The 17935-nt window shown below is 70.1% G+C and carries 17 protein-coding genes and 1 pseudogene; 10 read left to right on the forward strand and 8 right to left on the reverse strand.

Annotated elements, in window-relative coordinates:
- Nucleotides 1–31: 31 nt before the first annotated feature.
- On the reverse strand, nt 32–391 hold the full coding sequence (locus MJQ72_RS37560) for a hypothetical protein (RefSeq protein ID WP_240595745.1): 360 nt from the start codon (nt 389–391) through the stop codon (nt 32–34).
- The gene (locus MJQ72_RS37565; protein ID WP_240595746.1) at nt 388–2214 is read right to left on the reverse strand and encodes a hypothetical protein; all 1827 of its coding nucleotides are present in this window, start codon (nt 2212–2214) and stop codon (nt 388–390) included. The genes MJQ72_RS37560 and MJQ72_RS37565 overlap by 4 nt, the downstream gene beginning before the upstream one ends.
- Before the next feature lie 690 nt (nt 2215–2904).
- On the opposite strand from MJQ72_RS37565, the gene MJQ72_RS37570 reads away from it, so the two are divergent.
- Nucleotides 2905–3591 carry a M23 family metallopeptidase gene (locus MJQ72_RS37570; RefSeq protein ID WP_038519612.1) on the forward strand — a complete coding sequence of 229 codons (687 nt, stop codon included), beginning with the start codon at nt 2905–2907 and terminating at the stop codon, nt 3589–3591.
- A gap of 187 nt (nt 3592–3778) precedes the next feature.
- On the opposite strand, the gene MJQ72_RS37575 is transcribed toward MJQ72_RS37570, so the two are convergent.
- Both MJQ72_RS37575 and pcrA read right to left on the reverse strand, forming a co-directional pair.
- Nucleotides 3779–4027, reverse strand: coding sequence for a hypothetical protein (locus tag MJQ72_RS37575; protein WP_240595747.1), 249 nt, complete (start codon nt 4025–4027; stop codon nt 3779–3781).
- Between the two features lie 241 nt (nt 4028–4268).
- Complete coding sequence (gene pcrA / locus MJQ72_RS37580; protein ID WP_240595748.1) at nt 4269–6677, reverse strand: DNA helicase PcrA; 2409 nt, start codon at nt 6675–6677, stop codon at nt 4269–4271.
- A gap of 90 nt (nt 6678–6767) precedes the next feature.
- On the opposite strand from pcrA, the gene MJQ72_RS37585 reads away from it, so the two are divergent.
- The 7 genes and pseudogenes from MJQ72_RS37585 to MJQ72_RS37615 all read left to right on the forward strand — a co-directional run bounded on the left by MJQ72_RS37585 (nt 6768) and on the right by MJQ72_RS37615 (nt 13714).
- Nucleotides 6768–7187: a DUF1707 domain-containing protein gene (locus MJQ72_RS37585; RefSeq protein WP_240595749.1), complete on the forward strand. Its 420-nt coding sequence runs from the start codon at nt 6768–6770 to the stop codon at nt 7185–7187.
- A gap of 170 nt (nt 7188–7357) precedes the next feature.
- Nucleotides 7358–7645, forward strand: a complete 288-nt coding sequence (locus MJQ72_RS37590) for a chorismate mutase (protein WP_016331191.1) — start codon at nt 7358–7360, stop codon at nt 7643–7645.
- Between the two features lie 193 nt (nt 7646–7838).
- Nucleotides 7839–8144 carry a hypothetical protein gene (locus MJQ72_RS37595; RefSeq protein WP_016331190.1) on the forward strand — a complete coding sequence of 102 codons (306 nt, stop codon included), beginning with the start codon at nt 7839–7841 and terminating at the stop codon, nt 8142–8144.
- A gap of 644 nt (nt 8145–8788) precedes the next feature.
- Nucleotides 8789–9721, forward strand: coding sequence for a hypothetical protein (locus tag MJQ72_RS37600; RefSeq protein WP_240595750.1), 933 nt, complete (start codon nt 8789–8791; stop codon nt 9719–9721).
- Nucleotides 9722–9976: 255 nt separating this feature from the next.
- Entirely contained in the window at nt 9977–10822 is an 846-nt protein-coding gene (locus tag MJQ72_RS37605) for a hypothetical protein (RefSeq protein WP_240595751.1), read from the forward strand.
- A 219-nt stretch (nt 10823–11041) separates the two neighbouring features.
- A pseudogene (locus MJQ72_RS37610) lies at nt 11042–12657 on the forward strand (serine/threonine-protein kinase).
- 13 nt (nt 12658–12670) lie between these two features.
- The gene (locus tag MJQ72_RS37615; protein WP_240595752.1) at nt 12671–13714 is read left to right on the forward strand and encodes a serine/threonine-protein kinase; all 1044 of its coding nucleotides are present in this window, start codon (nt 12671–12673) and stop codon (nt 13712–13714) included.
- Here the strand turns inward: MJQ72_RS37615 and MJQ72_RS37620 are convergent.
- Both MJQ72_RS37620 and MJQ72_RS37625 read right to left on the reverse strand, forming a co-directional pair.
- Nucleotides 13711–14379, reverse strand: a complete 669-nt coding sequence (locus MJQ72_RS37620) for an alpha/beta hydrolase (protein ID WP_240595753.1) — start codon at nt 14377–14379, stop codon at nt 13711–13713. The two genes, MJQ72_RS37615 and MJQ72_RS37620, sit on opposite strands and share 4 nt — an antisense overlap.
- Before the next feature lie 70 nt (nt 14380–14449).
- Nucleotides 14450–15382, reverse strand: a complete 933-nt coding sequence (locus MJQ72_RS37625; protein ID WP_240595754.1) for a LysR family transcriptional regulator — start codon at nt 15380–15382, stop codon at nt 14450–14452.
- A 102-nt stretch (nt 15383–15484) separates the two neighbouring features.
- On the opposite strand from MJQ72_RS37625, the gene MJQ72_RS37630 reads away from it, so the two are divergent.
- Both MJQ72_RS37630 and MJQ72_RS37635 read left to right on the forward strand, forming a co-directional pair.
- Complete coding sequence (locus tag MJQ72_RS37630; RefSeq protein ID WP_240595755.1) at nt 15485–16426, forward strand: DMT family transporter; 942 nt, start codon at nt 15485–15487, stop codon at nt 16424–16426.
- Nucleotides 16423–16767, forward strand: a complete 345-nt coding sequence (locus MJQ72_RS37635; protein WP_240595756.1) for a hypothetical protein — start codon at nt 16423–16425, stop codon at nt 16765–16767. The genes MJQ72_RS37630 and MJQ72_RS37635 overlap by 4 nt, the downstream gene beginning before the upstream one ends.
- Before the next feature lie 85 nt (nt 16768–16852).
- On the opposite strand, the gene MJQ72_RS37640 is transcribed toward MJQ72_RS37635, so the two are convergent.
- Together MJQ72_RS37640 and MJQ72_RS37645 are read right to left on the reverse strand one after the other, a co-directional pair.
- Nucleotides 16853–17227, reverse strand: a complete 375-nt coding sequence (locus MJQ72_RS37640) for a DUF4345 domain-containing protein (protein ID WP_240595757.1) — start codon at nt 17225–17227, stop codon at nt 16853–16855.
- On the reverse strand, nt 17228–17935 hold the full coding sequence (locus MJQ72_RS37645) for a response regulator transcription factor (RefSeq protein WP_085939730.1): 708 nt from the start codon (nt 17933–17935) through the stop codon (nt 17228–17230).

Raw genomic sequence — 17935 nt, forward strand, 5'->3', positions numbered from 1 at the left:
AAGCAGGGGACTCCGCACCTGGTGAAGTCGGTCACCGTACGCGGTCAGACGGTGTTTCCACGGTGTGAGACCGCACACCGGAGACCCAGTTCGCCGCGTCTTCCTGGCTTTCGAAGGCGTTGTCGAACCCGCTCGGGCCGTTACCGACCGCGAAGAGGAGAACGCCGGGGAGCGTTTCGGCGAGCCCTTCCGGTTCGCTCGCGCCACGCAGGACACCGAGGATGTCCGGATCCTCCTGTTCGACCGTCCTGACGAGTTGTTCGACGGTGTCGAGACGGCCGGCGTAGACGACCTCGACGCCGTCGTCGCGCAGCAACCTGCCGAGCGCGACCGCCGAACCTTCCTCGACACCGAACTCGGCCAGCACGACACGAAGGAGATGCCGTGTCATCCGGCCCGCCGTGAACCCGCGACGGCCATCCCGGCCGCGACGAGGGTGACGACGGCTCCGCCCAAGGCGAGCCAGAACCCGGCCCCGGCCGACGAGCCGTCGTACTCCGAGCCGACGAGCGGCAGTTCCGCCGCGCGCAGGCCGAGCACCAGCGCCGCCCCGGCCAAGGCGGACGCCGCGGCGACCGGCCGTGAGCGCGGGACGAGCGCGTACAGGCCGAGGACGACCGCCAGCGCGCCGAGCAGCCCCCACGACGCGGAGCCGAAGTTCGACCACAGACCCGGAGCGGTGTAGCCGGGCGCACCGAACACCGGCGTGCCGAACGCGGCGATCGCCAGCACCGCCGCCGCGACAACCGGGGTGAGCAAGGTCCCGCTCACGCGCGTTTCGTCCGTTTCTTCATCGGAGTCGTCGCGTTCCACGACACCGGTGATCACCGCGGCGAGCGCGGCCAGGGCCGCCAGCACGAGCGCGATGAACGTCCAGGTGACACCGGAGCCCGCCGAGTAGCCGGCCTTGTCCGGCAACGGCACCGGGAGGTCGACACCGAACAGTGCCGGGTCCACCGCCTTGTCCTCGGTCACGGACAGGGCCGCGCTCAGCACCGCCGCGCCCGCGAGGACGACGCCCGCCCACGCGGCCGCGACGACTCCCCTGGCGAACGCCGAGAGCCGCGGCACGAAAACGAACAGCGCGGGCACGGCGAGCACGACGGCGGCACCGAGCAGCAACCAGCGCGCCGGTGTCTCGGGAACCGGCGTCGGACCGTTGGCCTTCAGCACCGGGGCCAGCGCGCCCGCGGCCGCGGCACCGGCGGCCAGCAGCGCCAGGCCTCCGGTGGCCAGCCGCCACCAGAACAGCCCGGGCAGCCTGGCTTCGCCCGCCAGGTCACCGGTGACGGCATCGTCCGCTTCCGCGACGTCGAACCGGGTGAAGGCCAGTCCGGCCAGCGCCAGACCGGCGATGGTCACCACCACCGAACCCGGCGCGACCGAAAGCCGGTCCACGACCAGACCCGCGACCATCGGCGGGACACCGACCGTGAGCGCCGCCAGCCCCGCACCCGCGAATCCGCCCTTGCCGACCCCGGCCGATGGCGAGCTCACGGCGACGAGCACCGTCAGCGGAAGCAAAGCCGCGAGCAACAGGTAGCCGGCCATCGCGACCGTCGGGCCTTCGAAGGCGTTCTTGGCCAGGAGGTACGCGTTGCCCGAACCGAACGGCGCGAGCAGCAGACCCGCCCCGCCCGCCACACCGAGCACGGGCCCCAGCAGCCGCCAGCGGCGCCGCCCGTCGAGCTCACCCGCCAGTTCCGCCTCGTCACGGGCGGTCCCGGCGGCGAAGGCCCCGGCCGCGAGGGTGAGCAGGTGCCCGGCCACCAGCGGCCACAGCCCCGGCCCGGCCGGCGGCGACGCGAGCAGCCTGTCGGCGAGGAACAGCTCCGGACGCGCGGCCAGGGAACCGTCCGCGAGCAGCTGCAGATCCAGCAGCAGCCGTCCGGGTGCGAGCGCGGTGAGCCCGAGCACCAGGCCCGCCGTGAGCCCCGGACGTCCGGCGACCAGTGCGTAGAGCACGGCCGCCGCGGGCGCCAAGGCCAGCACGACCAGCAAGGGAGCGGCGGTGAACCCGGGCGAGCCACCTTGGACGACGGGCATCAGCGCGCCGGCGGCCAGCGCGACCGAACCAGCCGTCACCAGCCCCGCCGACAGCAGGAGCGCTCGCGGGCGGGCGCCCGGTTCGCTCCGGAGAAGTTCGGCGGACGCGGTCCCGGGGTCGGCTTGCCCGGTGGATTCGCCACCAGGGTGCCGTGAGCGCGAAGTCATCGACGGCGACGCTAGCAAGCCGGGTCCGACCGGGCCCGCCAGCAGGGCGACTCGGTCTTCACGGACGCGGTCTTAACGGACGCGCGGCGGCCTCGGCGCCTGCGAGCGCAGCCGACGACGCTCCAGGACTCGACCAGCGTGAACCCGCCTGGCCGAAGGCGGCCTATCGCCGTGACCGGCGACACCAGACGAGACCCAGCCCGGGTAAGGACCCTTCAACACCGCCGGGCAACAGGTTATTTCCCTCGTTTGCCCCCTTCCCGGCCCTTCGGTACCCCCGAACGGCCGCTCGAACCTGTAACGCAAGTCACACGGTTGTGAGTAAACCTGGCTTAACTTTGGGTAATCCTTACTGGACAACGGCCAGATCTCCGTCGCCCGATCGGCCGAGAGCGCCGTCAGATCTTGCTGACCTGGGTGCCGCTTCGTTACTGTCCCGGGGTCCCCATTACAGTCAGATCACGAATGAGAGCACCGAACGAACCACCCCCGAGGTCGTTCACCGGGTTCCCCCGCCCGGGCTCTTGATCCGACTCCCCGAACACGGAAGGCCCCGTCTTGGCTTCACACCGCTCCCCCGGCGGCCAAGCTCCTTCCCCGGCGCTCGAGAACGCACTCGATGGTGCGGTCGTTCGCGTCCGGGGCTCGCACCGCCTGTCGCCCCCGTCTTCGGCCCTTCGTGGCCGTGTCGTGGTCGCAGCCGTCGCTGCCGGCGCCTTCGCGGCCGCCGCTGCCGGGCAGACCCTGAAGTCCGTTTCGGAATCCTCCGACGCCGCCGTCACCCCGCTGGCCAGCACCCAGGACGCGAGCGCCTCGTTCGCCCTCGGTGGCGGAGCCGGTGGTGGCGCACCCGAACTGCTGCCGACGAGCCAGTCGACGAACGCCTCCGCCGAGGCCCAGAAGCTCTCGGACAACAACAGCATCACCCAGGCCCGTGTGAAGCGTGAGGCCGAAGCGGCCCGCAAGGCCGAAGAAGAGGCCAAGCGGCCCAAGACCTGCATGCCGACCAAGGGCACCTTCACCTCGGGCTTCGGCGCCCGGTGGGGCACGAGCCACCTCGGCATCGACCTCGCGGCCCCGATCGGCACGCCGATCGTCGCGGCCTCCGACGGCACGGTCATCGAAGCCGGCCCGGCCAGCGGTTTCGGCCTCTGGGTCAAGGTCCAGCTCGCCGACGGCACCGTCCACGTCTACGGCCACATGAACTCGTTCTCCGTCCGCGAAGGCCAGAAGGTCAAGTGCGGCGAGGAGATCGCCGAGGTCGGCAACCGCGGCCAGAGCACCGGCCCGCACCTGCACTTCGAGGTGTGGCAGAACGGCACGAAGAAGATCGACCCGCGCCCGTGGCTCGCCGCCCGTGGCGTGAGCGTCGGCTGATCGAGCCCCGCTCTTCCCCGTATCACCACTCATCACCACACCGGTGATCCCGTCTGTGACGAGGGCGCGCCGGGCAATGACGCTCAGGCGCGCCTTCTGGACCTCCGCTTCCCCCTTCGAGGGCATCACGAAGCGTCGTAGATCCGCTGGCGCGGAGCCCGTGTGGTCTTCCGGGCCCTCAAAGCGCTCAGGCGACGCCGTCCGGCAGCTTCCGGACGAAGTACCCCACGGCGACCTGCCAGACCGTGCAGAGACCGGCCGGGCGCCGTTCGATCGGCCGCCATCCGGCGAAAAGTCTTCGAGAGGGATTCCGGTACCCGGCTGATCGCGGCCCGAACAGCCATCGCCGCGCGTGCCCGCATACGACACACCGTCCGGCCCCGTCCGGTTCGTGCGTCCGCAGTAACGCGCGCCAGGCCGCGACCAGCCTGAGCACTTCCGGCGGCTCCGGACCCCGATCCGGACCCGCCCCTTTTTCAACACCCCGCAGGTACTCGAGTACCCCACTCGAGAGAACCCCAAACAAGACCCCGTCCACACCGTGTGCCCCCTCCCTCTGATCGGGGCACACCGGCTCGTCCAGCTTACCCCAGCGCATCGAACTCGTGTTCGATGGCACAGGTATACGGGAAGGGTCCGACAGTTTTCGGACGCGAGGAAGAAACCGCAGGCCGGGGCTAGAGTTTGACCATCGGGACGCTGCCGATCAGCATCAGCCGGACCTTGCCGGCGGCACCGAAATCGATCGTCGCCGTGGCACGCGGGCCCGCGCCGTCGCAGGCGACGACCGTGCCGAGCCCGTACTTGTCGTGGCTGACCCTGTCGCCGACGTCGAGCTTGAGCGCGACGGTGTCCTTCCAGCCCTTGCCGAACGGACTCGTGCTCGCCGCCCTCGACGACGAGCCGCCGCCACCGCCCCGGCTGCCCCAGGTCGTCGCGGCCCGCGGCGATCCGCCCGACGAACCGAAGCCACCGGAAGAGGGGGAAGGCGCGAGCCTGCGCCAATCCACCAGGTCGGCGGGAAGCTCGTCGAGGAACCGCGAAGCCGGGTTCATCTGCGGCTGGCCCCAGGCCGAGCGCACCATCGAACGGGAGACGTACAGCCTCTTCCTCGCCCGCGTGATCGCGACGTAGGCGAGACGTCGCTCTTCGGCCAGCTCCGTGGGGTCACCGAGCGCACGCATATGCGGGAAGATCCCGTCTTCCCAGCCCGTTCCGAAGACGACCGGGTACTCCAGGCCCTTCGCGGTGTGCACGGTCATCAACGTGACCACGCCCGCGTCGTGCCCTTCGCCGTCATCGCCGCCGTCGGGCGACGGGACCGAATCCGCGTCGGCCACCAGGGAGACCCGCTCCAGGAACGCGGGCAGCGAGCCCGGCTCCGGCACACCCGGCTCGGCCTCCGGCAGTTCGCCCTCCGGACCGGCGACCTCGGCGGTGAATTCGGTGAACTCCCGCGCGACGGTGACGAGTTCCGTCAGGTTCTCCACCCGCGACGCGTCCTGCGGGTCGTCGGACTCCTCGAGTTCCGTCCGATAACCGGTGCGCTCCAGGACCGCTTCGAGGATGTCGGCGACTTCCGCGCCGCTCTCGACGACCTCGCCGAGCTCGTCCATCAGCTCGACGAAACCGGTGATCGCCTTGGCGGAGCGCGGGTTCAGCAACGGCACCTCGCCGTTGACCGCGCCGCGCAACGCCTGCGCGAACGAGATGCGCTCGCGCTCGGCGTACGTCGCGATGACGGCTTCGGCACGGTCTCCGATGCCGCGTTTGGGGACGTTGAGGATGCGGCGCAGGCTGACCGTGTCCTCCGGGTTCGCCAGCACCCTCAGGTACGCGAGCATGTCGCGGACCTCGCGCCGCTCGTAGAACCGCACCCCGCCGACGACCTTGTACGGCAGGCCGAGGCGGATGAAGATCTCTTCGAAGACACGGGACTGGTTGTTGGTGCGGTAGAAGACGGCGACGTCGGAGTAGTCCGCTTCGCCCTTGTCCGCCAGCGCGTCGATCTCGCCCGCGACGAACGCCGCTTCGTCGTGCTCGTTGTCCGCGACGTAGCCGACGATCTTCTCGCCGTCCCCCGAATCGGTCCACAGCCGCTTCGCGCGCCTGTTCGGGTTTCGCGCGATGACCGCGTTCGCCGCGTTCAGGATCGTCTGGGTGGAGCGGTAGTTCTGTTCCAGCAGCACGGTCCGCGCGTTCGGGAAGTCGCGTTCGAATTCCTCGATGTTGCGGATCGTCGCGCCGCGGAAGGCGTAGATCGACTGGTCCGCGTCACCCACGACGCACAGCTCGGCCGGCTCGATCCCGGCCTCGTTCGCCTCGGTGCCGACCAGTTCGCGGACCAGCGTGTACTGCGCGTGGTTCGTGTCCTGGTACTCGTCGACCAGCACGTGCCGGAAGCGCCGCCGGTAGTACTCCGCGACGTCCGGATACGTCTGCAGGAGTTCGACCGTCCGCATGATGAGGTCGTCGAAGTCGAACGCGTTGGCCTGGTTCAACCGCCGCTGGTACTCGACGTACACCTCGGCGACGCGGCGTTCGAGGTCGTTGCCCGCGTCGGCGACCGCCGTCTCCGGATCGATCAATTCGTTCTTGAGGTTCGAGATGTGCACGGCCAGCGTGCGCGCCGCGTACTTCTTCGGGTCGATGTCGAGATCACGGGCGACGAGGGTGATGAGCCGCTTCGTGTCGTCCGAGTCGTAGATCGAGAAACTCGACGACATCTCCAGCGTTTTGGCCTCACGGCGCAGGATCCGCACGCACATGGAGTGGAACGTCGACACCCACATGGCGTTCGCGCGGCGGCCGACGAGGTCGCTCACCCGCTCCCGCATCTCCGCGGCCGCCTTGTTGGTGAACGTGATCGCCATGATCTGGCCGGGGTGCACGTCCCGTTCGGCCAGCAGGTACGCGATCCGGCGGGTCAGCACCCGGGTCTTGCCCGAACCCGCGCCCGCGACGACCAGCAGCGGCGAGCCCGCGTGGGTCACGGCCTCGCGCTGCGCCGGGTTCAGGTCGTCGAGCAGGTCCGAGTGCCGGGGCTTGGCCGGACCGTCCGCTGGGAGATCGAAGAGGGTGTTCATCGCCGGTCCACGCTACAGCGCCGGGCGTAGCCGGTGTTGCCGCCTGCCGTCCGACGCGCGGGCGGTGTTCGCGGCAGAGGATCGGATGCCATGGACACCAACGGAATTCCCTCCAGGCTCAGGGCCGCCGACGCCGACCGGGAGCGGGTCGCCACCCGCATCCAGGCCGCCGGCGGTGAAGGCCGTCTCACTCTCGAAGAGGTGGAAGACCGGCTGAGCGCCGTGTATTCCGCCAAGTACACGGACGACCTCGCCGCGCTCACCTCGGATCTGCCGAAACCCGCCCCGAAGCGGCGTCCGGTCGTCTTCGGCCATCCGGCGGTGCGGATCCACCTCGCGGTCGCCGTCGTGCTTTCGGTGCTGCTGATCGCCCGCTGGGCGAGCTCCGGGGTGCCGTTCTTCTGGCCGGCGATGCCGATGTTCTGGCTGGCCATGAGCGTCCTCGTGCACGCCCGCGTCCGCGGAGCGCGGCGCCGCTTCAAGCCGGAGGACGGCGTCGCTGTGGCATAATGACCGGCATGCGGCACCACGCGACGCGATTTTTTTACGGGACCCGGACTCCGGCTCCCGTGATCGCATAGTGCCGAAATGCCATCACCGAAGCCCCGGAGTCCACGGACCCCGGGGCTTTACGCTGTTCCGGGGGCCAGCATGGGAATCCGGACCGAAGAAAGGTCCCGATGAACACCACACAGAAGCCGGACGCCGAAGAACCCACCGCCACGGCCGAAGAGATCGGTGAGCTCCGCAAGGAGATCGACTTCCTCGACGGCGAGATCCTGCGGCTGGTCAAACGCCGCGTCGAAGTCTCCAAGACGATCGGTGCGGCCAGGATGGCCGCGGGCGGCACCAGGATCGTCTACAACCGCGAGATGGACGTGCTCGCGCGCTACCGCGAACTCGGCCCGGAGGGGCGGCAGCTGGCGATGGCCCTGCTCAACCTGGGGCGCGGCAGGCTGGGGCGGTAAGCGGTAGCAAAGGTCCCCTGCTCCCGCGGCGGACCCGGATCGCAGTAGCAAAGGTCCCTTGCTCCCCCACGCCGCCTCCGGATCGCGTTTAGCCCGCTAAACGCGATCCGGCCACGTCACGATCCAGCGGCGTGAGGCGGAACTCAGGGTGTTCCCCGAGCCACGACGGCTCGGGACCAGGCAAACTGGACACATGATTAACCTCATCGCCGTGATCATCGCGATCGCCGGTGTCCTGGCGGCATTGGGCCATGTCGGTTACCTCGCCATGCTGAACAGCGCGGCGGGTAAGCGCGCGGGCGGCACTCCCGTCGCCCAGTACGTCAAGACGCGCTGGCCGATCGCGGCCGGTACCACCGCGGCCTCGCTTTTCGCCTGGCTGCTCACGAGTGGGGGAACGACGCTCGACGTCATCGCGATTCTGCTTGCAGCGGGTAGCGGAATCACCGCCACGAAAGCCCTGCAATCGACCCAGCAGAAGTACCGCAGCGGCAACTGAGCGACGCCACCAGCGCCGATAGCACAGCGTTACGTCACCGGGGCCCGTTCGGCCGCACCCGACCGAGTGAAACATCTGCAACTTGCAGAGTGGGTGAAGACTTGCGGGTGTCGAACTTTTAGTGTGGACCTCGTGAGGACCCTTGCGTCTGGGTCGGGCGATGCCCGCATGGCGCGCGGGGGCGACGGCCCCGCGCGCCCCCAGTCGTATGCGCGTGCATTTGCTCACGAGAGTGCCCGGGAGTCTGCAAGCGAGGGATCCCGTGAAACCGCTGCTCCGTTCGGCTTAACCGGTGTCACATCGCCGTCAGGGCAGGCCCGTCAGGGGGTCGCTCGGACATGAACGGCTGGGCGGAACACCAGGGACGCAACGGCACCACACAGACAGGTCGTCACCGGGCGGGCGGCGCCGAGAGCTGGACACCGCCGGTGCCGCCGAGGCGGCAACGCCCGACCGGGCACGGGCATCACGCGCACCGCGAGTTCGCCCCGCCCTCCACCGGTTCCCTTCCTTTGCCGCCACCGCGGAACAGGAGGGCGCCGAGCCCCGGCTACGCCCCATCGAGCGGCCACCTGCCGCTCCCCCAGCCCGCTCGCGAGATACCCGTAGAGCACCCAGCACGCCCTGCCCGCGTCGAGGTCTCGTTGACCGAACCCGCCTTGTCCCCCGTCGAGGAGCGGCGCGCCAAGGCCGTCCAGCGCACGAAGGTGACGCTGACCGCCCCTTCCCCCCGCCGCCCCGAGCCCGCGGAGATCGACGACAGCGACGTCCGTGTCTACGTCGCCCCGCCCGTCGACGGCCTGAGCACCTTCGACCTCGGCTCGGTGCCCGCCTCGGTGACCCCGCCCAAGACCTGGCGCAAGGCCGCCTGGTTCGCGGCGGCGGCGTCCGCGCTGGTCGTGGTCGGCCTGCTCTTCGCCGGTTCGTTCCTGGTCGGCAAGCCGCTCCCGGAGCAGCAGAGCCAAGGCGGCTGGCCCGGATACCGCGGCGGAAGCCCGCTGACCCAGGACGGTCTCGCCGGCCATCCGGCCACCCCGCCGCAGGGCGGTGCGGCGGGCAACCCGTCCGAATCCGAGACCGATTCCTCCACCAGGGACGACCGCAGTTCCAGCAATTCCGGCACCTCGTCGGACAGTGACAGCACCGGGACCGGCTCGTCGCAGCCCGACTCGGGCGGCCCGGTCACGTCCGGCCCCGCGCCGTCGTCGAGCCACCGGCCGCAGAAGCCGCCGGTCGTGCCCGCCGACCGCACCACGACGACCTCCCCCTGGTACGCGCAGCAGCCGGACGCGCAGGCGATGGGCGACAACACCGAGATCTTCCTCAACTCCGTCACCACCGACCCCCAAGAGGCGTCCTCGGTGACCTCCGGCAGCCTGGGTGAACAAGGTGCTCAGGGCCTTCGTGAGCGCTACGCCGACGTCGCCTACTTCGAGGTGAAGAAGGTCAGCATCGACCAGCGCCGGGGCGTCACGGTCAACACCGTCGAAGTCACCCACAAAGACGGCACGAAGACCATGGAGCAGCGCACGTTCACCTTCGGTGACGACGAGAAGATCATCGACGACGGCATGTAGGGCACCACGCACGTGCAAGTGTCCAGTTCCTCTGCACGTGCGGTGCGTTGAGCGGTCATCCCTGGTCCGGGTGGGTGACCTAAGCTGCCGTTCGTCGTATCGCGACGGCATTCCGGCGATAGAGCCTGGCCGTGCACCGTCCGCACAGGGTTACCTGACGACTGCAGGGTCCGCACCGTTCAGAAGACGGCCGCGCGGACCAAAGGCATCGGCCGAACGGCCCAGTGCCTGCCCCGGACCAGAGCGAGGAATTTCGTGCTTGATCGACAGCGCATACGGCGTGAGGACGCCGTACGTGTCGAGGACGTCATCCCGGAAGAGATCCTGAACGACACCCGCGTCGACCGCGAGTATCTCGAGCAGGTCTTCCGCGAGCCGCAGAAGTTCGTACCCGCGCGCACCCGTGAAGAGCCCGCGCCGCGGCCCGAGCCGGAGGAAGACGAGCCGGAAAGCCGCACCGCCCGGCGGGCCAAACTGGCCGGGCTGGTCGCCGCCGGACTGCTGGTCGCGGGCGCCGTCGTCACCGCGGGCGTGCTCGCGGGCACCGAGCGGGAGGGCACGGTGCCGGGCGCCGCCGCACCCGAGACGATGAGCGGAGCCGCCGCGCTCGGCGGGCTCGCCGTCCCGGACTCCACCGAGCCGCAGCGGAAGCAGGAGACGCCGACGACGTCGGACACCAGCACGAAGGCCCAGCCTTCTTCGGGCACCGGTTCGGGCTCGCTCCCCCGGCAGAGTTCCTCGTCCGGCGGCACCGCTTCGCAGCCGGTCTCCAAACCGGCCGCGGTCAGCACGGTCGAGGACAAGATCGACGCGGTCCGGAAGTTCTACCAGACCGTCGACGCCGATCCCGGCGGCGCGATGTCGCTGATCACGCCGGTGCTGGCCGAATCCGAAGCGGGCAGGCTGATCGAGGCCTGGAGCGCGATGGACGCCATCCAGATCCAGGACATCCGCGAACAGGCCGACGGCACCATCCTCGCCGTGGTGACCATGCGCAACCCGGAGGGCGGCCTGCTCCGGGTCACCCAGGTACTGGAATTCGCCGACGAGACGACCGGCCTGATCACCGACGCGCGGCTGCTGTCCGCGCAGCACATGTGACGGACACCCCGCGTGTAACAGCCCTCCACCCAGGGCGATCAGAGTGTGCCGCGTGTGTGTGCGCAGAGTGAGCGCCTAGCCTTGTCACGAGTCGGTCTCGGAAAAGCCGGCACACAGACCACTACATGTGCATACGCTCCAACGCTGTGGCGTGCTGAAGGCCGCACCGCGTGCGCGGACGACTCCGCGACGTGAAGACGGAGCCCAAAGGGAGGTCGCGTGAGCGACGAGGGTCGCCTGGTCGCCGGTCGATATCGCATCGCCGGGCGGATCGGCACGGGCGCGATGGGGGCCGTGTGGCAAGCGCACGACGAGGTACTCGGCCGCACGGTGGCGATCAAGCAATTGCTGCTGCAACCAGGTCTTGAGGCTCACGACGCCGAAGACGCCCGCCAGCGCACGATGCGCGAAGGACGGATCGCCGCGAGACTGCACCACCCGAACGCCATCTCGGTGTTCGACGTCGTCACCGACGACAACGGCCAGCCGTGCCTGATCATGGAGTACCTGAACTCCACGAGCCTCGCCCAGGTGCTGCAGGAGGAGCGGACGCTGCCGCCGACGGAGGTCGCGCGGATCGGCGCGCAGGTCGCGGCGGCGCTGACCGAGGCGCACGCGGTCGGCATCGTGCACCGCGACATCAAGCCCGGCAACATCCTGCTGGCGCCCAACGGCACCGTGAAGATCACCGACTTCGGCATCTCGCGGGCCAAGGACGACGTCACGGTCACGAAAACCGGGATGATCGCCGGAACCCCCGCCTATCTGGCGCCCGAGGTGGCCATCGGCGGCGACCCCGGCCCGGAGTCGGACGTCTTCTCGCTCGGCTCGACGCTCTACGCCGCTTGCGAAGGCCAGCCGCCGTTCGGCCTCAGCGAGAACACGCTGAGCCTCCTGCACGCGGTCGCGGCCGGGCAGATCATCCCGCCGCGCCAGTCCGGCCCGCTCGCCAGCGTGCTGGCCGTGCTGCTGCACCCGGAGGTGCGGCACCGGCCCACCGCCGAAGAGTGCGAAGAGCTTCTCGCCGCCGTCGCGCGGGGTGAAACGCCGCTGGGCGGCCCCGCCGACGACACCGTGCTCGCCGCGCCCATCGCGGGTGCGCTCGTCGGCGGCGGCGTGACCCAGGCGCTCGACAGCGAGGCCGCCGGGCACTCGGGTTCGCTCCTCGACGATCAGGCCGCGGCCGGTTCGTACTACGACGACGAGGACGACTACCACCAGCCGCCCGCGTCGGGATACCCGGAAGACGACTACGACGGGTACGACAACTACGACGAGACGGCGTTGCTGGCCGAACGCGGCCACCCCGGCGGCGGCCCCGCGCCGACGCGCGCCGTCCCGATCCCCGCGGGCGACTACGACGACGATCCCTACGACGACGACTACGACGACCCGCCCCGCCGCCGCCCACCCGCGCGCAGACCAGCCCGGTGGACGAGGACGACGAGAAGCCGGGCGCGTGGAAGAAGCCCGCGATCATCGGCGGGGTCGTGGTCGTGGCGCTGGCCGCGCTGGGCTTCTGGCTGCTGACCCCGAACAACCCGGAGACGCCCGCGCAGGTGGGGAACTCGTCTCCGAAGCCGACTCCTTCGGCGACGTCTTCGGCTCCGGAGACGACGGAAACGCCGACGGAGACGCAGTCGGCCGAGCCGCCCAAGGAGACGACTTCGTCGAAGAAGACGTCGACCAAGGCGAGCCAGACGGATGAGCCGGATCGGCCGACCAGCTCGAAGCAGACACCGACCAAAACGACGCCGACGAAGACAACGACCCCGACCACACCGACGACTCCGACCAACACGGAGACACCGACATCGACCCCGGCTGGCACATGATCCGAGGCTGCAATTGAGTTCTGAAGGTTCCATCGTCGGTGGCCGATACCGCCTGGACCAGCCCATCGGGCGGGGCCGGGCGGGCATCGTGTGGCTGGCGTTCGACACCCGTCTGCTGCGCACGGTCGCGATGAAGCGCATGTATCTGCCCGTCGGCCTGCCGCCGGACCGGGCGGAGCAGGCGAAGGCCGTCGTCGTCCAAGAGGGCAAGGACGCGGCCAAGTTCGAGCACGCCACCGCCATCAAGGTGTACGACGTGCTGCCCGACGGGCCGGACGTGTGGCTGGTGATGGAGTACATCCCGTCCCGCGGGATGGCGACCTTCCTCGCCGAGCACGGCAGGCTGACCGCGGAACAGGCCGCCGGGCTGGGCATCGTGCTCGGCCGCGCGCTGGCCGCGATGCACGAGGCCGGGGTGGTGCACCGGACGGTCGAGCCGGGCACGGTCCTGCTGGCCGACGACGGCGGCGTGAAGCTCACCGACATCGGCATCACCGGTGGCGGCGCGAGCCCCGCGTACCGGGCGCCCGAGGTGGCGCGCGGTGAACCGGCGACTTCGGCGTCCGACGTGTTCTCGCTGGGCGCGACGCTGTACACGGCCGTCGAGGGGGTGCCGCCGTTCGGTGAGGACGGCGAGTCCTCGGAACGGCCGCCGCAGACCGCCGGGCCGCTGGCCGGCGCGCTGCGCAAGATGCTGCGGGCGGAGCCGGACGCGCGGCCGACGATGGCCGACACGGTGCGCTCCCTGAACGCGATCACCGAGGGGCGGCAGACGGCGTTCATCCCGCCGACCGCCCCCGCGATGCCGACGGTCCCGGCCTCGATGCCGATCCCGACGCAGCAGCCGATGCAGCAGCCGGTTCCGCAGTTCCCCCAGCACCAGCCGCAGCAGTATCAGCCGCCGCAGCCGCAGTACGCGCCGCCGACGCAGCAGTACGCTCCCGCCGCGCCGGCGGCCGCGAAATCGCCGGACACCCGGAAGTGGCTGATCACGGCGGGCGCCGTGATCGCCGCGATCCTCATCGGTGTGCTGTTCGCCGAGCTGTTCCTGATCTAGAGCCGCTCGAGGACCAGCGTCGCCAGTTCGACGGGGCGGCTGAGGTACGGGCTGTGGCTCGCCCGCCAGGTCACCGTCGTCTCGCAGCGGTCAGCGAAGTGGGCGACCATTTCCGGGACGAGCGCCCGGTCTTCGGTGCAGGTGATGTACGTGGTCGGGGTGTCCTTCCACGCCGCCCCTTCCGGCGACTCGTCGAAGATCGTGACGGGCTCGGGACGCAGCAGGGCCATGGCGCGCTCGGCGACGGCGTCCGTGCAGTCGGCGTACATGGCCTCGCGGACGGCGGCGAGGTCGAGATGGGTCCAGCCTTCGTCGTCGAAGATCAAGGGCAGCTGCTGGGGTTCGCGGCCGGTTTCCTCTCTGGTCCGCTCGATCCAGTACTGCGCGGTTTCACCCGGCTCGCTGACGATCGCGGCCAGGTAGATCAGGTGCGCCGCGCCCTGGAGGCCGCTGGCGGTCAGGCCGCCGAAGGAGTGCCCGAGCACGACCGGTGGCTCGGCCGCCTTGTCGACGATTTCCTGGACGGTCCGGGTGGTTTCGGCGATCGGGCGCGCGCCGAGGTCGGGGACGGTGACTTCGACGCCTTCCCGGCGCAGGCGTCCGACGACGTCGTCGAAATGGGCGGGCTGGTGCCAAGAGCCGTGCAGGACGATCAGGGGACGCACGGAAGTCCTTTCGCCGGCGGGAATGTGGCTTCCCTGCCAGGTTGTCGACCGCCGGCGCGGCTGATCAAGCTCAGCCGGTTTTCGTGCCCACTCGGCCAGTCCCGCTTACCTGTCCGGCCCCTTCGCGGATCGCGCCGAGGAACCGGCGCACCGCGGGGTGTTCCCTGGCGTGCGCGGCGACGGCGGCGTGGATGGACCGCACCGGATCCGGGCGGCGGACCTTGCGGATGGCGACGCCGGGATGCGGCGCGCCGAGGCCGAGTTCCGGGATCAGCGCGACACCGAGCCCGGCGGCCACGAACCCTTGTGCCGTCTGGTAATCCTCGGATTCGACGACATGGTTCGGGGCGAATCCGGCCGCGCCGCAGGCGTCGAGCAGGATGTCGCGGCAGGCGCCCGGAAGGCCGTCGACGCCGACCCACGGATCTTCCGCGAGCTCGCCGAGATCGAGCACGCGTTTGCGGGCGAGCCGGTGGTTCTTCGGCAGGATCGCGCGGTACGGGTCGTCGAGGAGGTGGATGTACTCGACGCCTTTGATCCGGGGAGTGCTGCTGGGGAGCACGATCATCGCGACGTCGGCCTTGCCCGACTCGATCTCGGGCAACGAATCGTCGGGCTCGACCAGTTTCAGGTCGAGGCGGACGCCAGGGAAGTCGCGGCGCAGCGCGGCGACGGCCAAAGGCACCAGCGAGGCGCCGGCCGTGGCGAAATAGCGGATCGCGAGCCTGCCCGTGCGGCCTTCCTTGAGTTCGGTGAGCGCGGCTTCGGCCTTGGCGAGCTGTGTGCTCAGCGTTTCCGCGTGTTCGGACAGCAGCGAACCGGCGGGCGTCGGGCGCACGCCGCGGCCGACGCGTTCGAGCAGTTCGACGCCGGCTTCCCTTTCCAGGGTGGACAATTGCTGGCTGATCGCGGAAGGTGTGTAGCCGAGATTCCGGGCGGCGGCGGTGATCGAACCACTGCTGATCACGGCTCGGAGGACCTGCATGCGGCGGACGTCCAGCATGCCCCGATCGTACAGTTCTTCTTAAGGCTCCCTGCAGTTATTTTCGCTTGTCCTTATGCGTCGGCCCCGCGAAGCTGGGCCAGGCACTTAAGGAGGACTGGGGTGGGCGAGACGAAGACCCTGCTGCGGATCGGCGCGCTGGCGCTCATGTGGGGATCGAGTTTCTTCTGGATCAAACTGGGGCTCGGCGCGTTCACGCCGGTGCAGCTGGTGCTGGCGCGGGTGGCGCTCGGCGCGGCGGTGCTGATCGGGCTCTGCTATCTCGGCCGGGACAGGCTGCCGTCGGGACGGCGGATCTGGGGACACCTGGCCGTCGCGGCGTTCTTCCACAACGCGTTGCCGTTCCTGCTGTTCGCGTGGGGTGAGCTGACCGTCGATTCGGGGATCACCGGCGTGCTGAACTCGACGACGCCGCTGTGGGTGCTGCTGGCCGCTCCGATGATGGGCGCGCGGACGAAGATGACCGCGGTGCGGGTCACCGGGCTCGTCGTCGGGCTCGCGGGAATCCTCCTGATCTTCGCGCCCTGGGAGGCCTCCGGCCTGCTGAGCTGGGGCGCGCTGGCGTGCCTCGCGGCGGCGGCGAGCTACGGTTTCGCGTTCGTCTACGAGGGCAAGTACCTCACCGGCACCGGCGACTCGCCGATGTCGCTGGCCGGCGGGCAGATGCTGCTGGCGACCGGGTTCCTGGTGCTCGCGATGCCGATGGGCGGTTTCGAACCGGTGCACCTGAGCGCCGGCGCGGTCATCGCGGTGGTGATCCTCGGGATCGGGTCGACCGGGATCGCGTTCGCGCTGAACTACCAGCTCCTCGCGAGCGAGGGTGCCGTGGCGGCGTCGATCGTCGGCTACCTGCTGCCGGTGGTCTCGGTGCTGCTCGGCGCGGTGTTCCTGGGCGAGCCGCTGAACCTGCGGGTGATCGCCGGGATGGTCGTCGTGCTGGGCGGGGTCGCGCTGACCCGGCTCCGCCCGAGGGAGCAAGGGACCTTTGCTACCACTCCGCAGGTCGAGCGCCCTTTGGCCGCCGCCGATAAGGTCGCGCCATGACGGACACGACGACGCTGTGGCGTCCCACCGGCCCCGTCGAGCTCGACCTCGTCCGCGAGTCGGGCTGGCGCGAGTGGCCGCCGAGACTGCCGGAGCAGCCGATCTTCTACCCCGTGCTGAACGAGGACTACGCGATCAAGATCGCCCGTGACTGGAACGTGCGCCACAGCGGCGCGGGCTTCGTGACGCGGTTCGAGGTCGAGACCGCGTTCGTCGAGCGGTACCCCGTCCAGCAGGCGGGCGGGAAGACGATCCTGGAGCTCTGGGTCCCGGCCGAGGACCTCGCCGAGTTCAACACGCACATCGTGGGGAAGATCGAGGTCACCCACGAATTCCGCTGACCTGCGTTTCGCGGGCTAATCGCGATGCGGTGGGGCCTGGGGGCTCGCCGGATCGCGTTTAGCCCGCTAAACGCAGGTCAGGGCGTCAGGGTGCCAGGGCCGCGAGGGTGAGCATGGCGGCGAGAACGATCTCGACCCAGAAGTAGAGCCAGCTCGGATAGAACCGCTCGGGTCGTTCCGCGAACCGCGCGACCAGCCGCCCGAAGGCCATCCCGCCGAGCGCGACGGCCACCGCGATCGCGACGCCCCGCTGTATCCCGCCGACGTCGAAAGCCGCGAACCCGAGCAGCGCCGCGACAGCCACCCCGAAGCCGCCGTAGACGGCCCGCACCTCGGTCCGCGCCGTCGCCGACTCCAGCGAGATGCCGAACGGCCGGATCAGCCGCTTCGGCGCGGCGAGCCCGAGCAGCCCCATGCCCAGGAAGAACACGGCCACCAGGCCGAGGAGAACAGGCGCCACCTAGACGAGACGCCGGTCGGAAGCCCAGCGGGAAAGCTCGTACCGGTTCGAAAGCTGTGTCTTCCGCAGAACGCTCGACACATGGGTCTCGACGGTCTTCACCGAGATGAACAGCTCCGACGCGATCTCCTTGTACGCGTACCCGCGCGCGAGCAGCCGCAGCACGTCACGCTCGCGCGGGGTGAGCAGGTCGAGATCCGGGTCGCTGATCGGCGCGGAACCCGGCCGGTCGGCGAAGGCGTCGAGCACGAACCCGGCCAGCCGCGGTGAGAACACCGCGTCCCCGTCCGAGACCCGCACGACCGCGCGCACGAGCTCTTTCGACGAGATCGTCTTCGTGACATACCCCCGCGCCCCCGCGCGGATCACGGCGATCACGTCCTCCGCGGCGTCGGAGACCGACAGCGCGAGGAACACGACGTCCGGCAGTTCCGGCCGGACCCGGCGCAGCACCTCGGCGCCACCGCCGTCCGGCATGTGCACGTCGAGCAGCACAACCTGCGGTTTGGTCCGGGCGATACCCGCGACCGCCTCGGCCACCGAGCCCGCCTCACCGACCACGCGGACGTCGTCGGTGATCGAGTCCAGTTCGGTGCGCACGCCCGCGCGGAAGAGCGCGTGGTCGTCGACGAGGAAGACCTTGACCGGCTCCCGCGTCTGCTGGTTCTCCGTCACGATGCTCCCTCGCTCGCCCTGTCCCGTGAGCAT

The organism is Amycolatopsis sp. EV170708-02-1 (assembly GCF_022479115.1).
Classification (GTDB): Bacteria; Actinomycetota; Actinomycetes; order Mycobacteriales; family Pseudonocardiaceae; genus Amycolatopsis.

Bases quoted from the DNA above. Each gene is read 5' to 3' on its own strand.
- MJQ72_RS37625 (WP_240595754.1), bottom strand. From the start codon at position 15,382: ATGCTGGACGTCCGCCGCATGCAGGTCCTCCGAGCCGTGATCAGCAGT.
- MJQ72_RS37635 (WP_240595756.1), top strand. From the start codon at position 16,423: ATGACGGACACGACGACGCTGTGGCGTCCCACCGGCCCCGTCGAGCTC.
- MJQ72_RS37645 (WP_085939730.1), bottom strand. From the start codon at position 17,935: ATGCTCACGGGACAGGGCGAGCGAGGGAGCATCGTGACGGAGAACCAG.
- MJQ72_RS37565 (WP_240595746.1), bottom strand. From the start codon at position 2,214: ATGACTTCGCGCTCACGGCACCCTGGTGGCGAATCCACCGGGCAAGCC.
- MJQ72_RS37595 (WP_016331190.1), top strand. From the start codon at position 7,839: ATGATTAACCTCATCGCCGTGATCATCGCGATCGCCGGTGTCCTGGCG.
- MJQ72_RS37590 (WP_016331191.1), top strand. From the start codon at position 7,358: ATGAACACCACACAGAAGCCGGACGCCGAAGAACCCACCGCCACGGCC.
- pcrA (WP_240595748.1), bottom strand. From the start codon at position 6,677: ATGAACACCCTCTTCGATCTCCCAGCGGACGGTCCGGCCAAGCCCCGG.
- MJQ72_RS37560 (WP_240595745.1), bottom strand. From the start codon at position 391: ATGACACGGCATCTCCTTCGTGTCGTGCTGGCCGAGTTCGGTGTCGAG.
- MJQ72_RS37585 (WP_240595749.1), top strand. From the start codon at position 6,768: ATGGACACCAACGGAATTCCCTCCAGGCTCAGGGCCGCCGACGCCGAC.